Origin of the sequence: Bradyrhizobium sp. dw_411, assembly GCF_018449695.1 — a bacterium.
Lineage (GTDB): Bacteria > Pseudomonadota > Alphaproteobacteria > Rhizobiales > Xanthobacteraceae > Bradyrhizobium.
The window spans coordinates 77,541-94,486 of record NZ_JAAVUY010000018.1; the positions used below are offsets into that span (position 1 = coordinate 77,541).

At 61.1% G+C, this 16,946-nt stretch carries 17 protein-coding genes and 1 riboswitch; of the genes, 10 read left to right on the top strand and 7 right to left on the bottom strand.

From position 1 onward, the window contains the following. Positions 1-121: 121 nt before the first annotated feature. From HB676_RS26550 to HB676_RS26565, 4 genes are all read left to right on the top strand, one after another. Entirely contained in the window at positions 122-913 is a 792-nt protein-coding gene (locus tag HB676_RS26550) for an SDR family oxidoreductase (RefSeq protein ID WP_213741436.1), read from the top strand. A 10-nt stretch (positions 914-923) separates the two neighbouring features. After that, entirely contained in the window at positions 924-1,805 is an 882-nt protein-coding gene (locus tag HB676_RS26555; protein ID WP_213741437.1) for an alpha/beta hydrolase, read from the top strand. Between the two features lie 157 nt (positions 1,806-1,962). After that, a complete protein-coding gene (locus HB676_RS26560) occupies positions 1,963-2,298 on the top strand; it encodes a helix-turn-helix transcriptional regulator (protein ID WP_213741438.1) in 336 nt (111 codons plus the stop codon). Continuing rightward, positions 2,285-3,562, top strand: a complete 1,278-nt coding sequence (locus tag HB676_RS26565) for a HipA domain-containing protein (protein ID WP_213741439.1) — start codon at positions 2,285-2,287, stop codon at positions 3,560-3,562. Before HB676_RS26560 ends, HB676_RS26565 begins: the two co-directional genes overlap by 14 nt. A 16-nt stretch (positions 3,563-3,578) precedes the next feature. Here HB676_RS26565 and efeB read toward each other — a convergent pair whose 3' ends face one another. The 6 genes from efeB to HB676_RS26595 form a co-directional block, all read right to left on the bottom strand. After that, positions 3,579-4,868: an iron uptake transporter deferrochelatase/peroxidase subunit gene (gene efeB, locus HB676_RS26570; RefSeq protein ID WP_213741440.1), complete on the bottom strand. Its 1,290-nt coding sequence runs from the start codon at positions 4,866-4,868 to the stop codon at positions 3,579-3,581. Between the two features lie 9 nt (positions 4,869-4,877). Then, positions 4,878-6,038: an iron uptake system protein EfeO gene (gene efeO, locus HB676_RS26575; RefSeq protein ID WP_213741441.1), complete on the bottom strand. Its 1,161-nt coding sequence runs from the start codon at positions 6,036-6,038 to the stop codon at positions 4,878-4,880. Positions 6,039-6,068: 30 nt separating this feature from the next. After that, a complete protein-coding gene (gene efeU / locus HB676_RS26580; protein ID WP_213741442.1) occupies positions 6,069-6,896 on the bottom strand; it encodes an iron uptake transporter permease EfeU in 828 nt (275 codons plus the stop codon). A gap of 135 nt (positions 6,897-7,031) precedes the next feature. Beyond that, a complete protein-coding gene (locus tag HB676_RS26585) occupies positions 7,032-7,631 on the bottom strand; it encodes a histidine phosphatase family protein (protein WP_213741443.1) in 600 nt (199 codons plus the stop codon). A 68-nt stretch (positions 7,632-7,699) separates the two neighbouring features. Then, positions 7,700-8,536 (bottom strand): CbtA family protein, encoded by an 837-nt coding sequence (locus HB676_RS26590; RefSeq protein WP_213741444.1) that lies wholly within the window; start codon positions 8,534-8,536, stop codon positions 7,700-7,702. A gap of 63 nt (positions 8,537-8,599) precedes the next feature. Beyond that, the gene (locus HB676_RS26595) at positions 8,600-8,809 is read right to left on the bottom strand and encodes a CbtB-domain containing protein (protein ID WP_213741445.1); all 210 of its coding nucleotides are present in this window, start codon (positions 8,807-8,809) and stop codon (positions 8,600-8,602) included. Positions 8,810-9,148: 339 nt separating this feature from the next. After that, a riboswitch (cobalamin riboswitch) is annotated at positions 9,149-9,387 on the top strand. Between the two features lie 196 nt (positions 9,388-9,583). On the opposite strand from HB676_RS26595, the gene HB676_RS26600 reads away from it, so the two are divergent. From HB676_RS26600 to cobJ, 6 genes are all read left to right on the top strand, one after another. Beyond that, entirely contained in the window at positions 9,584-11,608 is a 2,025-nt protein-coding gene (locus HB676_RS26600) for a carbohydrate porin (protein ID WP_346347429.1), read from the top strand. A 257-nt stretch (positions 11,609-11,865) separates the two neighbouring features. Next, complete coding sequence (cobF, locus tag HB676_RS26605) at positions 11,866-12,636, top strand: precorrin-6A synthase (deacetylating) (protein WP_213741447.1); 771 nt, start codon at positions 11,866-11,868, stop codon at positions 12,634-12,636. A gap of 140 nt (positions 12,637-12,776) precedes the next feature. Continuing rightward, complete coding sequence (gene cobG / locus HB676_RS26610; RefSeq protein ID WP_213741448.1) at positions 12,777-14,066, top strand: precorrin-3B synthase; 1,290 nt, start codon at positions 12,777-12,779, stop codon at positions 14,064-14,066. Beyond that, positions 14,059-14,691, top strand: a complete 633-nt coding sequence (locus tag HB676_RS26615; RefSeq protein WP_213741449.1) for a precorrin-8X methylmutase — start codon at positions 14,059-14,061, stop codon at positions 14,689-14,691. The genes cobG and HB676_RS26615 overlap by 8 nt, the downstream gene beginning before the upstream one ends. Beyond that, a complete protein-coding gene (locus tag HB676_RS26620; protein WP_213741450.1) occupies positions 14,688-15,446 on the top strand; it encodes a precorrin-2 C(20)-methyltransferase in 759 nt (252 codons plus the stop codon). The genes HB676_RS26615 and HB676_RS26620 overlap by 4 nt, the downstream gene beginning before the upstream one ends. Next, a complete protein-coding gene (gene cobJ / locus HB676_RS26625) occupies positions 15,443-16,210 on the top strand; it encodes a precorrin-3B C(17)-methyltransferase (RefSeq protein ID WP_213741451.1) in 768 nt (255 codons plus the stop codon). The genes HB676_RS26620 and cobJ overlap by 4 nt, the downstream gene beginning before the upstream one ends. Here cobJ and HB676_RS26630 read toward each other — a convergent pair. Beyond that, positions 16,174-16,944, bottom strand: a complete 771-nt coding sequence (locus tag HB676_RS26630; protein WP_213741452.1) for a cobalt-precorrin-6A reductase — start codon at positions 16,942-16,944, stop codon at positions 16,174-16,176. The genes cobJ and HB676_RS26630 overlap by 37 nt on opposite strands. Positions 16,945-16,946 lie beyond the last annotated feature (2 nt).

Below are 16,946 nucleotides of genomic sequence, written 5' to 3' on the forward strand. Positions count from 1 at the left end.
CGGCCTATTGAATTGGCGATTGGAGCCGAAGTTTTTAGCTATCGTGCATACCGAAATCATGCTTGTTTCCGACTTAGATACAAAAGACACTTATCTTGCATGCAAAGCGGAGACGATTGACATGGATCTGAGGCTCAAGGGCAAGTCGGTGCTGGTTACCGGCGCGTCGCAGGGGATCGGCGAAGGCGTGGCGCGCTCCTTTGCCGAGGAGGGCTGTCATCTTCACCTGGTCGCGCGTTCCGGCGATCGGCTTGCGGCCATCAAGTCCGAGATCGAGGCGGCGCACGGGGGGCAAGGGGTAAAAGTCACGATCCATCCGCTGGATCTGACGTCATCGGATGTGATCAATCCGCTGGTCGAGTCCATCGGCGATATCGACATTCTCGTCAACAATGCCGGCGTCATTCCCAGCGGCAATCTCTGGGATGTCGATGAATCCAAATGGCGTGCCGGCTGGGAGCTGAAAGTGTTCGGCTACATCAACCTGACGCGCGCGATCTATCCGCGGATGAAAGCGCGTGGCGGTGGGGTGATCATCAACAATATTGGCAATGGCGGTGAAGTGTTCGATCCGAACTACGTCGCCGGGACCACGGGCAATGCCAGCCTGATGGCGTTCACGCGCGCGATGGGCGGGCATTCGCTCGACGACAATATTCGTGTGGTCGGGGTCAATCCGGGTCCTGTAAATACGGATCGCATCTATAGCATGCTGAAAAAGCGCGCCAAGCAATGGCTGGGTGACGAGGATCGTTACAAGGAACTGGAGGAGCGCTATCCGCTCAAGCGGCCCGCACATCTGCATGAGATCACCGATCTCATTGTGTTTCTGGCGTCGTATCGTTCCGGATACACGTCGGGGACGATCTTTACGGTCGATGGCGGCATCGCGTCCCGCCGGTCAATAATTTGAGGATTTTGCGATGAGCTTTGCGACCACGAGCGATGGCATCCGCCTGTTCTATGAGAGCGCCGGATCGGGCACGCCGATCATTTTCGTCCATGAATTCGGCGGCAATCACTGGAGCTGGGAGCCGCAGCTCAATTTCTTTCCGCGCCGCCACCGCTGCATCACCTTTGCGGCGCGCGGCTTTCCGCCCTCTGACATTCCGCAATCGGTCGATGCCTATTCACAGGCGCGCGCCGCCGATGACATCATCGATGTGCTGAATGCGGCCGGCATCGACAAGGCCCATGTCGTGGGATTGTCGATGGGCGGCTTTGCCAGTCTGCACTGTGCCTTGCGTCATCCCGAGCGCGTGCTGTCTGTTGTCGCCGCGGGCGCGGGATACGGCGCCGAAAAAATCCACGAAGACTATTTCAAGGGCGTTTCCGAACAGGTCGCCAGGAATTTCGAGGAACGCGGCGCGAAGGATTTCGCTCCGACCTATGCGGAGGGCGCCTCGCGCGTGCAATTCCAGGAGAAAGATCCGCGCGGCTGGCAATTGTTCGCCGATCGGCTCGGTCATCACGATTCGAAAGGCGCGGCCAACACCATGCGCGGCGTGCAGATGCGACGGCCCTCGCTGTATGATCTTGAGACAGAGTTTCGCGCGCTGAAAGCGCCCGTGCTGGTGATGGTCGGCGACGAGGACGATCATTGCCTGCAACCGGGCCTGTTTCTCAAACGCACGATTCAACGCTCGGCGCTCGCGGTGTTTCCGAAGTCGGGCCACACGCTCAATCTGGAAGAGCCGGATCTGTTCAACCGGCTGGTGGCGGATTTCATCACGCAGGTCGAAGCCGGCCGATGGACCCCGCGCGATCCCCGCGCCAATCCCGCGCAGGTGATGCGGACGGATTGAGATGTTTACGAGCGAGGTGGGTCGGGTTTGCGGCTAATGGGCTATAAATGGATCATTTGGCGTTATATGGGTCATTAATAGATCGAAACTTGACGTCTAGATAAAACTGGTCTATAAATCGACCATTATCCGCCTAGTGGTCTATTAATGGATCAAAATGCCAAAGATAGCGAGGCCTCGCTCTCCCTACGCTAAAGATGCTGCTGTCCTCTTAGGCCAGATCATCCGTAAGGCGCGTATCGACCATAAAATGACAACGGAAGAACTCGCCGATCGGGCGGGCATGTCGCGCGGTCTACTGCGGCGTGTCGAGAACGGCGACCTTGGCTGTACGATTGGGGCCGTATTCGAAGCCGCCGCCATTGTCGGCGTACGCTTGTTCGATACCGATCAGGCGGCACTCTCCAGCGCCGTAGCGTCTAATAGTGCCGTGATGACGCTGTTGCCGAAAGCTGTCCGCACCTCACAGACCAATCTCGATGACGACTTCTGAGAAAAAGCCAACTGAGGCTTTCGTATGGGTCTGGCTGCCTGAAGAGACGGCGCCGGTTGTGGCTGGCCGGCTGTCAGCCTCCGGGGATCGGCTGCTTTTCAACTACGGACGAAGTTATCTTGCGCGGAAAAATGCGATCGCGCTCTACGAGCCGGAGCTACCGTTGCGAAACGGCGTCTTGCCGCTGACGCCGGGATTGAAAATGCCGAATTGCATACGTGATGCTGCACCTGATGCCTGGGGGCGGCGGGTCCTCATCAACCGCAAATTCGGAAAGAAGGACGTTGATACGACGGAGCTTGATGAACTCACTTACCTTCTGGAGTCCGGTTCCGATCGTATAGGCGCATTGGATTTCCAGGTATCGGCTGATCGATATGTGGCGAGGGAGGCTTCGACGGCCTCACTCGAACAACTTCAAAGCGCGACAGTTTTTGTCGAAAAAGGGATTCCGCTTCCCCCAGACCTCGATCGTGCTCTCTTGCACGGAAGTTCGATCGGCGGTACCCGCCCGAAAACGATGATCACTTCGAACAACGGGAAGTTCGTCGCCAAATTTTCATCGCAGAACGATCTGTACAATGTGGTCAAGGCGGAATTCGTCGCCATGCGGCTTGCGGAGAAAGCCGGTATTGCCACTGCCGCCGTCAGGCTTGAACGTGCGACCGGAAAAGATGTCATTCTCATCGAGCGCTTCGATCGGCAAAAAGCCGAAGACGGTTGGTGCCGCCGAGTCATGGTTTCGGCTTTAACCCTGCTTAGCCTTGACGAAATGATGGACCGTTATGCCAGCTACGAAGACTTTGCGACTGTCATGCGCCATAGATTTGTGTCGCCAAAAACCGCGCTAAAAGAATTGTACGCAAGGATGGTATTCAATGTGCTTTGCGGCAATACGGACGATCACGCCAGAAATCATGCAGCATTCTGGAATGGCAGCGAGCTATCGTTGACGCCAGCCTATGATATCTGTCCGCAATCCAGATCCGGCGGGGAAGCAACGCAGGCAATGCTGATCATGGGCGAACAACGCAGCAGCCAAATATCGTTGTGCCTCAAGGCGGCCCCGCTTTTTTTACTTAAAGCTGACGATGCCACCGAACTCATTGGTCACCAGATCAAGATCGTCAAGAAGTTCTGGACGGAAGTTTGTGATGCGGCTGAACTTACGGAAGTAGACCGGAATTTCATGTGGGGACGGCAATTCCTGAATGCCTTCGCCTTTGTTGACGCCCCAGAAGCGCTCACCAAATTGGTCAGCTAATCCACATTCGCTTCGATCACGCCTCCAGCAAACCCTGCCCGAGATACCTGCTCTCATCCGCTACGCCCGGCAGCACGAAGAAATAGCCGCCGCCGGTGGGCTTGATGTATTCCTCGAGCGGCTCGTTGTTGAGGCGCTTCTGGACGGTGAGGAAGCCTGCATCGAGGTTCGACTGGAAGCAGACGAACAACAGGCCCATGTCGAGCTGACCGGATGCGGAGATGCCACGCGAGAAGTTGAAGCCGCGCCGCAGGATGAGACTGGGCTCGGTCTCCCTGGTGCGCGGATTGGCCAGACGGATATGCGCATCGAGCGGAATGCGGTCTCCTTTGGGGTCTTTGGCGTAATCGGGAACGTCATGCTCGGCAGCGAGGCTGAGCGGTGCGCCCGTCATTTTGTGACGGCCGATGATTTTTTCCTGTTCGCCGAGCGGTGTGCGGTCCCAACGCTCGACCAGATTGCGGATGATGCGCACGACCTGATAGCTGCCATCCGCAGCCCATGCCGGCTCATCGCTGCCGGGCTGCACCCATACCACGCGGTCCATCAGCGCGTTGTCGCGGCCATCGAGATTGGCGGTGCCGTCCTTGAACCCTAAGAGATTGCGCACGGTGTCCTTGCCGGCGCGCTTGATGGTGTGCGGGGGCAGGAAGCCATCGAGCTTCCAGCGCAGCGCGATCGAATCCGGCAGGTTCTTGATGATGTCGCGCAGCGCGTGAATGTTGGTCTCGGCGGTGTTGGAGCAGATCTGCAGCAACAGGTCGCCGTGACAGAATTTGGGATCGAGCGCATCGTTGGTAAACCGCTCCATGGTCACCAGATGCTTGGGTTTTTGTGCGGCAATCCCGAAGCGGTCGTCGAACAGGGAGGCGCCGACCGAGACCGTCATGGTGAGATTGTCGGGATAAATCCGCGGACCCAGCAGGCCGGATTCCGCCGGCGGCAGTTTGGGATCGAGCACCGGGATCGGGCCGGCCTTGGTCAGCACTGAAATCCGCGTGGTCAGGATGCGCAGCATCTTTTCGAGGCCGGCGCGGTCGTCCGCCAGCACATCGAAAGCCGCGACCATCGCGGCTGCGGGTTGCGGCGTCACCACGCCCGACTGCCGCCTGCCGAAGAACGGTTGGGCATCGAGCGTGCCGTCGCTTTCATCGTCGGGCGTGCGATCGGCGGCGGCGGCCGGCGTCGGCTTCACGCCGAGGGCGGCGATGCTGCTGGCAGTGCCGAGTGCTGCGATCAAATGCCGGCGCGTCGGCGTGACGGACGCGATTTCGGTGGCGTCGGAAGGCGGCTGTTTCTTTGTCATGATGCGATCTCAGTCGAGGCCGAGGGTGCCGCGCAATTGCGAGAGATCCTCGGCCAGAGCGGTGATGGCGCCTTTGAGGGCGTTACGGTCGCGGGGTGAAAGCTTGTCGTAGGTCGTCATCTGGCGGTCCTTGTTGCGATAGAGCGCGAGCAGTCCGTCGACCTTGGTGAAATTCGTCTGGATGCGCGTATCGAGCTTCGGATTTCGCGCCGCGATCAGCGGATGCAAGAGATCGAAGATCTTCTGCGCGCCGTCCACATTGGCCTGGAAATCCCACAAATCCGTTCCGCTGTAGCGTTCTTCCTCGCCGCTGACCTTGGTGGCCGCGACTTCCTCGATCAGCGCCGCGGCACCGCCCACCATCTTGTTGGGCGGAATCGCAAGATCGGCAATGCGGCCTTGCAGCTCCTGCAGGTCGCGCATCAGGCGGTCGGCCACCGGCTCCATGCCCGCAGTGGTCTTTTCCGCAAACAGCGCCTTCTCGATACGGTGAAAGCCGCCGAAAGCCGGATCGTTTTCCTTCTTCTCGAAATCGTCGGCGCGGGCATCGATGCTCTTGTCGAGATCGCTGAAGAGTTCGGCGATCGGCTCGATTCGCTCAAAATGCTGGCGCGTCGGCGCGTACAGGTTCTGCGCCTCCTCCAGCTTTCCGGTCTTCACCGCGTCGATAAAGATTTTGGTCTTGGCGATGAGATCGACGATCTCCTTGGTGACGTAGACCTTGTATTCGGTCAGCGGTCCCGCGAGATCGGACATGCCCGGCTCGGCCTTTGCCTCGGTGGTGCCCGTGGCCGTTACCGTAATCGTGCCTTTCGGGTTGTTCAGGAGGCCGCAGGTCATCTGGTATTGGCCCGCCTTGAGCGTCGCGGTCAGGCTCTGCACGAAACCGGGGACGATGTTTTCGCGTTCCTCGACCACCATGACGCCATCGAGGATTTCCCATTCAAGCACGCGGGCACTCGCGTTCTTGATCCTGAACGTGGTCTTGCCTTCCGGCACCGTCACGACGTTGGGCTCACACCCCTTGCCGGTGATGGTGATCGCGACCGGTTGCGAAGCCTCCGGCGTTGCTGCGAAGCCCTGACCGCAGAGCGCCACTCCCGCGAGCGAGATACCGGCGCAAGCCGCAAGGCGAGAGTTTCGAAACGACGCGAAAGGAATCGACGACATCAGCAAATATCTTTCAACACGCAGAAAAAATCAGGCGGGGCGGGGAACGGCGGGCGAGCGCCGCTGCCGATAAAACAGAAACAGCGCCGGTAGCAGGAACGCCAGATAGATGATGACCTCGCCGACCGTGGGCGCATCCTGATAGCCGAAGATGCCGGTCAATAGCGTTCCGACAATGCTGTCGCTCGGCAATACGCCGCTGACATCGAACGCGGTCTGTTGAAGCGCATTCCAGATTCCGGCCTCATGGAAGGCCCGGATCGCGCTGGCCGCGAGACCTGCCGCGACAAAGATGATGAACACGCCGGTCCAGCGGAAGAACGTCGCCAGATTGAGCCGGATGCCGCCGCGATAAAGCGCGACGCCGAACGCGAAGGCGCAGAGCACGCCCAGCGCAGCGCCGATCGGCACGCCGATGCCGACATCCTGCTGCAAGGTCGCGATCAGAAAGAACACCGATTCCAGTCCTTCGCGGCCGACGGCGAGAAACGCCATGCCGACCAGCGCGAAACTGTGACGATCATCGGATTTCGTGGCGGCGTCGATGGAATCATGCAACTGGGCTTTGATGGAGCGCGCGGCCTTGGCCATCCAGAACACCATCGATGCCAGAATGCCGGTCGCCAGCAGCGCGACAATGCCCTCGAACAGCTCCTGCATCTTCTGCGGAAATTCGGCGCCGGCCATTTCCAGCGCGATGCCGAGCGCGGTGCAGAGCAATAGCGCGATGGCCACGCCGATCCAGACCGAGGGCAGCATGTTCTCGCGGCCGGTCTGTTTGAGATAGCCGGCGATGATGCCGACGATCAGCGCCGCCTCAATACCTTCGCGGAGCATGATCAGGAACGCGACGAGCAAGAATGCATCCTTTTTCAGGGGTGAAAACGGTTCACTTTGTAACACCCAAATAACGGCTATATGATTGGAATCGTTAAAAACTAGCGTGGCTGTGACCGGCAACAGGGCCGATTTGGCAGCCCCGATTTGACAGGGTTAATCCGCGCCGGAGGCGTCGGTCTTGCCGGAACTGATCGAGGCCAGGGTCCAGCGGCCGCCATGGCCGCTGAGCCGGACCAGCGACAGCGGCGCGATATCGATGTGCCAGAAGGATTGCGGCGGCGCTTTGAGTGCGCAGACAATGGCGGCACGCATCACCGAAGCGTGGGTGACGGCGACAACCGTCCCGGGTGCCGCACTCTGTGCGTCCAGCCAACTCGATACCCGCGCGATCAGCGCCGCCATGGATTCCCCGCCATGGGGCGTCGCTTCCGGATTGCCGATCCATTCGGCCATGGCTTGCGGCTCCTGCGCCTGCACTTCCTCGAAGGTGCGCCCGGTCCATTGGCCGTAATCGCAATCGCGCAATGTGAGGTCGATCGTAGCCGTGAGCCCAAGCGCCTCGGCGGTCTGGCGGGCCCGCAGCGCCGGGCTCGTCAAACAGCGATCATTGTGGCGCAAGGAATTCAGGAAGGAATTCGGGAAAGCTGCGAGCTTTTGCCGTCCCTGATCGTCGAGCGGCTCATCGGCCGGAAAGGTCGAGGTCCGCACCGCCGACGTGGAGGCATGGCAGAGCAGTTTTAGACGCGTGGCCATCGGTCAAACTGCCCCACAGCACATACACGCCGATCTTGCGCCCCTGTCGCGAGAGGCGGGCAACCGGCTTAATATCTCGCGGTCTTCAGCCGCAGAAAATTCCGGCTTCCTTCCGCACGCTCCGCCAGCGCGCCGAAGGCGAGGCCGATCACGGTCCACATGATGAGCTGCGCACCGGCTGAGGCTATTCTAAACTGCCACAGCACGACGGCGGGAAACGCATCGGGGACCTCGTTGACTTCGGGCAGCGCCAGAGCGACGCAGATAACGACGATGAAATAGGCCGCGCTCGCCATCAGTGCCGCGTTCCAGCCGCCATGGCGTTGCAGCAACCGGTTGCGCAGCATCCAGGCGGCGATCATCGCTGCGAGCGAGATCGCGATCATCGCGAAATAGAATGCGGTGCGCATGCCGAGCGTCTCGGGATTGCCCACCGCCGGCGGATTGGCCGGATATTTCATGATCGGCACGAAATAGACCGCGATGATGCCGCAGATCGCCAGCAGCGCGGAAGTCGTTCGCGCATCGAAGTCGCCCATGCGACGATAGGCCAGCGCGAATACCAGAGCAAACAGACCGCCGAACGCCGTGTTGTACACCGTCACGCCGGTGAACAGGCCGAGGCCGGCCTGGGTCGATCGGCTGACCAGTTCTTCGGGCTCGTCCTTTGCCATTTCCGCCGACTTGGGTGTCGCAGACGCGGAATGATCATGCATGGAATGGTCATGCGCGGAATGATCGTGCTGGGGTTGCCCGGCGCCGGGCTTTTCCCTGGCCTCCATCGCCGACTCAAAAGCGATGGCGCGATCGACTTGCGGCTCACCCACCAGTTTCAGGAAGCCGAAACACAACAGGCCCGCGACAAAACCGACCAGCATCCCGCGTGTCAGAAGGATTCCGACCATCCTAGTTTCCTCGTGTGAGACGGCGGTCGCGCGCGCCTGGATTCGCGACAAGCCGATCATGCGTTAGTGGCAGGGGAAGCCAAGCAGATGGCGGCCATCGTGCAGGAACTCGTGCACATACATGCCGCGGATCAGCGACGTTGCGCCTTCTTCGGCACCGACAAAATACAGCGCAATCATCAGCACGAGACCGGCGAAAACGGCCCAGGGCAGCACTTCGCGAACCGGAATCGCGACAGGCGCGGCTGTCGGCGCAAATGTTACGGATGTCATCCCTGAACTCCTGAATATGGGACCGTAAGAGGCCCGCTGATGTGCGAGGCGGATTCGACCTTAGGCCTGATATCCGCCCGCAAGAACCGGAAGATCGCCGATTCCCATCTTTGTGATCGGTAAGCGATTGAGCATAAAGAGGGGCCGGACATTGTCAATGAACGGCTACCTCGTCCGTTGCGCTCCGATTCCGGCAGCATCCTCAAGCGGAGTGGATATTGTAACAGAGAAAAGGGGAGTCGCTCCAAATCCTGTTGCCGGAATCACACGCTCCGCCAGTGAAATTCCGAAGCTTTTGGCATGGATGCCTGTCGCGTTGACAGGGATGGCGGGATGGTTTCAGGATAAATGTGTTCAGGTTTGTTGGTCGCGCTGATCGGCAAAAGGGAATTCGGTGAGGCCTGTCTCGTCCTGACGAATATCGTTGTGACGGTGAGCCAAATCCGAAGCTGCGCCCGCAACTGTAGGCGGTGAGTCCTTCTCCAAAAGGCCACTGGGTTTTTCAGGCAAAACCCGGGAAGGCGGAGAGGGGTTATGACCCGCGAGCCAGGAGACCGACCTGGGCAAGTCATCCATCCGGCGTGCGGTGCGCGCGCAGGGCGCGGTCTTTTCGCTGCGGTGACAGAACTGGAACTGTCTGCGGATGGAGGGGCGGCCTTGGCGGCGCGTTTGATCTCGATTTCTCCGAAAATTTTGCCGGAAAGGATTTTGCCGGAAGGTGTGACGCCGCGCTTGCGCGGGCGGACGAGCCGTGCCGCGCTGCTGGCGAGCGCAGTGATCCTTCAGATAACCGGCCCCCTGGCGGCTGCCGATCTTCCGATCGCCTATAAGGCGCTGCCTACGCCTAAAGCCTTTGACTGGACCGGTTTCTATGTCGGCGGGCATTTGGGCGTCGCGACGGGCAATTCGGATTGGACCGCCACCCCGACAGTGGCAGGTCTGCCGCTGGTATCAGGCTCGATGACCGTGTTTCAGGCGCCCGATCATTTTTTCGAATCGGGAAGTTTTTTCGCGGGCGCGCAGGTCGGCTACAACACCATACTCTCCAACCGCGTCCTGATCGGCGGCGAAGCCGACATTTCGTTTCATCCCTTTCCTGACGTGAATGGATTGTCGATCACGGGCGTGTCCAATTTCAATTCGCCGGTGCTCGGCCCGGCAAGCCTGAGCGAAACGGCGATCACGTTCGGCACGGTGCGCGGCCGCATCGGATACGCGCCCGGAAGCTGGCTGTTCTATGCGACCGGCGGTCTGGCCTGGACCTACAACCAGCAGACACTCACGCAAACGGCGTCCGGCAACAGCGAAGCGCCGTTCCTGTGGCGGTTCGGCTGGGCGGCGGGGGCCGGCGTTGAATTTCCGGTGGCGCCGAACTGGACCGCGAAGGCCGAATATTTGTGGACCGGCTATCCGACCACCAGCGTAAACTACCCGTTCTCGGGACAGCGCATCAGTTCCGATTTTTCGCTGCAGGAGCTTCGGCTCGGGCTGAACTATCATTTCGGTTCGCCGCAGGCGTCGTTTGTGGTGGCGCCGTTCGCGCCCGATATCATCAGCGTGCACGGACAGGCGACTTTCGTCGACCAGGGCTATCCGTCGTTCCGCTCGCCCTATGAGGGCACCAACAGCCTATCAGGCGGCGGCCAGAACCGGGAGACCTTCGACCTCACGCTGTTCGCTGGCGTGAAGCTGTGGCAGGGCGCCGAGTTCTGGACCAACCCCGAGATCGATCAGGGTTTTGGGTTGAACAATACCCACGGCACCGCTGGTTCCTTGAGTGGTGAGTCTTACAAGCTCGGCCAGGCCGATCCCTATGCGCGCATTCAGCGCGCTTTTCTGCGCCAGACCATCAATCTCGGCGGCGATACCGAAAAGGTCGATGCCGACATGAATCAATTTGCGGGGTCGCGCAGCACCGACCGGCTGGTGCTGACGGTGGGCCGGTTCAGTGCCGCCGACCTCTTCGATACCAACAAATACGCCACCAATCCGAAGACCGATTTCCTGAACTGGGCGTTCATCAATACCGGCACGTTCGACTATGCCGGCGATGGCTGGGGCTACACCTACGGCGGCGCAGCCGAATGGTACCAGGGCCGCTGGACGCTGCGCGCGGGTGTGTTCGATCTGTCGACATCGCCCGCGGGAGGCGTAAGCCCGACAGCGTACGGGCTCGACTCGACCTTCCAGCAATTCCAGATGGTGGGAGAAATCGAGGAACGCCATGAACTGTGGGGACAGCCGGGCAAGATCAAGATCACCGGACTCCTCAGCCGCGGTAATGCCGGGCAATACTCGGATGCGGTCGCGCTGGCACTGGCCACCGGTCTGCCGGCCGATATCAATGCTGTCAGGTCCTACACCAGCCGTCCCAGCGTCAGCATGAATATCGAACAGCAGGTCAACGACAATCTCGGCGTTTTTCTTCGCGCCGGCTGGGCCGATGGCAATATCGAGCCGTGGGATTTCACCGATATCGACCGCACCATCGCGGCCGGCGTTTCCATCAACGGCAAATCATGGGGACGTCCGGACGACACCATCGGCGTTGCCGGCGTTATCAATGGCATCTCCGCCGCCCATGTCGCATTCCTCAATGCCGGTGGCCTCGGCATTCTCGTCGGCGACGGGCAGTTGAATAATTACGGCCTCGAGAAAATCTTCGAGGCTTATTACAGCTATGCGCTGAACGCTTCGTCGAAAGTGTCGTTCGACTACCAGTTCGTCAGCAACCCCGGTTACAACGCCGACCGCGGCCCCGTGAACGCTTTTGCCGCGCGATATCACTGGCAGTTTTAGTGGATGATGAGATTAGATTGATCTGCAACGGCAGACGAAGGTGCGCCACCTCTCCCGCTTGCGGCCATCCTTCGAGACGGCCGCCTGCGGCGTCCCCTCAGGATGAGGACTTTCTGTGCGGTTAAATCTCAAACCCTCATGGTGAGGAGCCTCGTCTTCGAGGCGTCTCGAACCATGAGGCCCCAGGCGATTACCGCGGCGGAAAGTCATATGCGATAGCCCTGCGCTTGCGGGGGAGGTAAGTGGAGTCTGGTTCGATGAAGAAGATACTCATTATCGGCATCGGGGCGGGCGATCCCGACTACGTCACGATGCAGGCCGTCAACGCGCTCAACCGGGTTGACGTGTTCTTCCTGATGGACAAGGGCGAGAGCAAGGCTGAACTGATCGAGCTGCGCAAGGAAATCTGCCGCCGCTACATCAAGGGCAACAAGCACCGTTTTGTCGACGCCACCAGTCCGGAATGGACGCGCGGCACCGAGGATTATTTCTCTGTTGTCGATGACCTCAACCACGACAAGCAGGCTTTGTTCGAGCGCCTGATCGCGCAGGAGATGGCGGACGGCGAATGCGGCGCGTTTCTGGTGTGGGGCGATCCGGCGCTCTACGACAGCACGATCCGCATCGTCGAAATCATCGCGGGTAGCGGCCGTCATCAGCTCGACTATGAAGTCATTCCCGGCATCAGCAGCGTTCAGGCGCTGGCGGCGAAACACAAGGTGCCGCTCAATCGTATCGGCCAGTCGATCGAGATCACGACCGGGCGGAAGCTGGCGGAGGGTTTTCCTGAAGGCGCCGACAGTGTCGTGGTGATGCTCGATGCCGAAAACACCTACAAGCGCTTTGTGGATCAGGACATGGATATCTTCTGGGGCGCCTATCTCGGCATGCCCAATGAGGTTCTGGTCTCCGGCAAGCTGCGGGACGTGGCCGGCGAGATCGAGCGGATGCGGGCCGATGCGCGTGCGGCCAATGGGTGGATCATGGACAGCTATTTGATGCGGCGCGCAGGTCCCGCCAAAACTTGAGCCGCCAGGCCCGGAGGCTTGATTTTTCGCCTGTTTTCAATGGTTTGCGCCAGCTATTGGTTGACTTTGCTTTTAAGCACGATTTGGCTGAATAGGGGGCGGCGGCTGATCCTGGCCGCCGCCGTCAGAGGAACCAGGAATTGAACCGCTCAGTGGCATTCGAGGTGAAGGGCTGGTGCCCCGGTGCTTTGCGGCCGATGCAAAGCGGCGACGGGCTGATCGTCCGCGTGCGCCCGCAATCCGCGAGTCTGCGCCCGCAGGATCTGGGTGCGCTCGCCGATGCCGCGCGGGAATTCGGCAACGGCCACATCGATCTGACGCGGCGGGCCAATCTGCAGATCCGGGGCGTGCGCGAAGCGTCGCTTCCAGATTTGCACGATGTGATCGCACGGCTCGGATTGCTCGATGCCAATGCGGAGGGTGAAGCCGTCCGCAACGTCATGATCAATCCGCTGGCGGGGATCGATCCCACCGAAGCCTGCGATGTCAGGCCGATTGCGGGCGAGCTGGCGCGCTGGCTGACTTCGGACCGGTCGCTGTGGGCGCTGCCGTCCAAATTCGGTTTTATCATTGATGGCGGTGGAGCGCTTTCGCTGGCGGCGCAGCGCGCCGATGTGCGCCTTGTGGCGATCGGCGCGCAGATCGCGATCGGAATCGAGACGCGAGCCGGGATCGAATGGCTCGGGTCAACTGCGCCCGGCGCGGCAGCCGCCGTGGCGACCGAGATCGGTCTTCTCTTCATCAAGGCTGCGTCGCGCGACAAGCGGCACCGCATGCGCGATCTCTCCGATGAGGGGCTTGCAGCTATCCGTGGCGCGATGCGACTGCGGCTGGATGCGTTGCGTGAACATCCGCGCGAGCTGGATGCTTCGTCGGATCGTATCGGCTTGATCGAGCTGGGTCACGATAAGTTCGCTGTGGGAATCGCCGCGCCGTTTGGTCGCATTGAGAGCGATCAGCTTCGCAAGTTCACGGATGTGATGGCCTCACTCGGTATCGATGAGATCAGGCTTTCGCCGTGGCGCGCGCTGTATGCCGGAGTATCGAGCGGACACGCCGCACGTGGCATCCTCGCTGCCGCTGCGCGCGAGGGCCTGATCACCGATCCGCGCGACCAGCTGCTTCAAATCGAGGCATGCACGGGGGCTCCGGGCTGCCAATCAACCACGCTGGACACGCGCGGCGACGGTCGTCGGCTGGCGGCGTTGCTGCCGCAATCTGGTTTTGCCGGGACCGTTCATGTCTCCGGTTGCGCCAAGGGATGCGCGAAAACCGGCGCCGCCGATCTCGTGCTGGTTGGTTCCGATGGGCATTACGGCGTCGTACGCCACGGCACCGCGCAGGATCGGCCCGCCGGCCGTTACTGTTTTGCTGAATTGGCCGCTGATCCCGGCAAAATGTTTGAGTTCGAAAGCCAGCGGCATGACTGAGTTGCGTTCCTACATCCGGGATGGCGCCGAGATCTATCGCAACTCGTTTGCGATCATCCGCGCCGAGTCCGATCTGTCGCGTTTCAAGGCCAACGAAGAGAAGGTCGCCGTCCGCATCATTCACGCCTGCGGCATGGTCGATATCGTCGAGGATATCGTGATGTCGCCGACCTTTGCCACCTCGGCCTCGCAGGCGCTATCGCGCGGCGCGCCGATACTCTGTGATGCGAAGATGGTTTCAAACGGCATCACCCGCAGCCGGTTGCCGCGCAACAATAACGTCATCTGTACGCTGGACGATCCCTCTGTGGCAGGGCTCGCTGCCGAGATCGGAAATACCCGATCGGCCGCGGCGCTGGAGCTGTGGCGGCCGCATCTCGAAGGCGCCATTGTCGCGATCGGCAATGCGCCGACCGCGTTGTTTCACCTGCTCGACATGATCGATCGGGGTGCGCCACTGCCTGCCGCGATCATCGGCGTTCCCGTCGGCTTTGTCGGCGCCGCGGAATCGAAGGAAGCGCTCGCGCTGCAGACCCGCGTACCTTTTTTAATTGTGCGCGGACGCCGGGGTGGCAGCGCGATGGCCGTGGCGGCGGTCAATGCGCTGGCGAGTGAGCGCGAATGATGGATCTTGACGCGATCGGCGGAACCGCCCGCAAGGGAATGCTGTATGGCATCGGCGTCGGGCCCGGCGATATCAGTTATCTGACGCTGCGCGCTGCCGCGCTGGTGCAGCAAGTGGATGTGATCGCGTTCTTCGCCAAGCGTGGCCTGCAGGGCAATGCGCGCGGCATCGTCGATCCCCTGATGGGCGAGCATCGCGAAGAGTTGCGGCTTGAATATCCCGTCACCAATGAAATTCCGCCTGAAGACCCGAGATATCAGGAACAGATCAGCCGGTTCTATGAGGCCAGCGCCGAGACCGTCTCGGCGCTGCTGCGGCAAGGCAAATCCGTTGGGCTGTTGGCCGAAGGCGATCCGTTTTTCTATGGGTCGTTCATGCATATCTGGCGCCGTCTCGATAAAATCTTCCCGATTGAAGTGGTGCCCGGTGTCACCGGCATGTCGGGTTGCTGGACCCGCGCCAATGCGCCGATCACCTGGGGCGACGACGCGCTTTCGGTTTTGCCGGGAACGATGGGCGAAGAACAGTTGACGCGCCGCCTCGCCGATACCGACGCGGCTGTCATCATGAAGGTCGGCAAGAACCTCGCGAAAATTCGCCGCGCCGTCACCGCTGCCGGGCTCTTGGCGCGCGCGATCTATGTCGAGCGCGGCAGCATGAAGGGCGAGCGGATCATGCCGCTGTCCGAGGGGCCTGAAGTCGGCAGTCCCTATTTTTCGATGGTGCTGATTCCCGGTCAGGGGAGGCGGCTGTGAGCGGCTCGCTGGTCATTGTCGGGCTAGGGCCGGGATCGCAGGACTTGCTGACGCCGGCCGCTTCGCGCGCGCTGGATGCCGCGACGGATCTTGTGGGCTATGGACCCTATCTCGATCGCATTCCTGAAAACATCCCCGGCCAGCGCCGCCACCCCACCGATAACCGTGTCGAGATCGTGCGCGCACGTCACGCGCTGGCGCTCGCGGCCGAAGGCCGGAAAGTCGCGGTGGTCTCCGGCGGCGATCCCGGCGTGTTCGCGATGGCGGCGGCGGTGTTCGAAGCTGTCGAAGGCGGGACTTCGCAATGGCGCGAACTCGATATTCGCGTCGAGCCCGGGATCACCGCGATGCTGGCCGCCGCGGCCGAAGCCGGCGCGCCGCTTGGCGGCGATTTCTGCGCGATCTCGCTGTCGGACAATCTGAAATCCTGGGAAACCATCGAGCGCCGTTTGCGCGCCGCCGCGACCGGCGATTTCGTCATCGCGCTCTATAATCCCGCGTCAAAAGCCCGGCCGCATCAGCTCGGGCAGGCGTTTGATCTCCTGCGATCGATCAAGCCGCCGCAGACGGTGGTGCTGTTCGTGCGGAAAGCCGCGACGCCGGAAACGAGCGTCACCGTCACCACTTTGGCGGAAGCCGATCCGGCATTGGCCGATATGCGCACGCTGGTCATGATCGGCGCCACGACGACGCGGCTCATCCCGCGCGCAGGACAGCGCCCTTGGGTCTATACCCCGCGCGCCGAACCCGGGATGGCGCGATGAGCGAGTTGTTGCTCCAGCCATCTAACAGCGTCAGCGGGAAGCTCCACCGCATGGCCGTGCACTTTAACCGGTCGCGCGATCATCACGACGGGAATGCCCAGCTTGCGCGTTGCCGTGATCTTCGGATAGGTCGCCGCGCCGCCCGAATTCTTGGAAACGATCACATCAATCTTTTCCCGCGTGAGCAGCGCGGTCTCGGCTTGCTCGTCGAACGGGCCGCGGTCGAAGATCAAATCGATATCCGGCGGCAACGCGACATCGGGCGGCTCGATGCTGCGCGCGACATAATGATGCTGAGGAGCGGTTGCGAAGGCGTCGAGTTCGAGACGGCCGAGGCTGAGAAAGACCCGGCGTGGCTTCGACCCGAGCGCATCGGCCGCCGCTTGCGCACTAGCAACCGTCAGCCAGTTGTCGCCTGTTACAGCCTGCCAGGCCGGTCGCAGGATGGTGGCGAGCGGCAGCGCAAGCCGTGTGCAGGCATTCACGGCATTGGCCGAGATACGATCGGCGTAGGGATGCGTTGCATCGACCACGGCCTCGATCGATTCCTGCGCCAGCCACGCGGCCAATCCGTCGGCGCCCCCAAAGCCGCCGGTCCGGGTGCGAACCGGCTGCGGCCTCGGCTTCAAGGTTCGCCCGGCCAGCGACAGCGTCGTGTCGAAGCGCTTGTCGCCCACGATGAGACGCGACAGTTCCGAGGATTCCGTCGACCCTCCGAGAATGAGAATGCGCATCG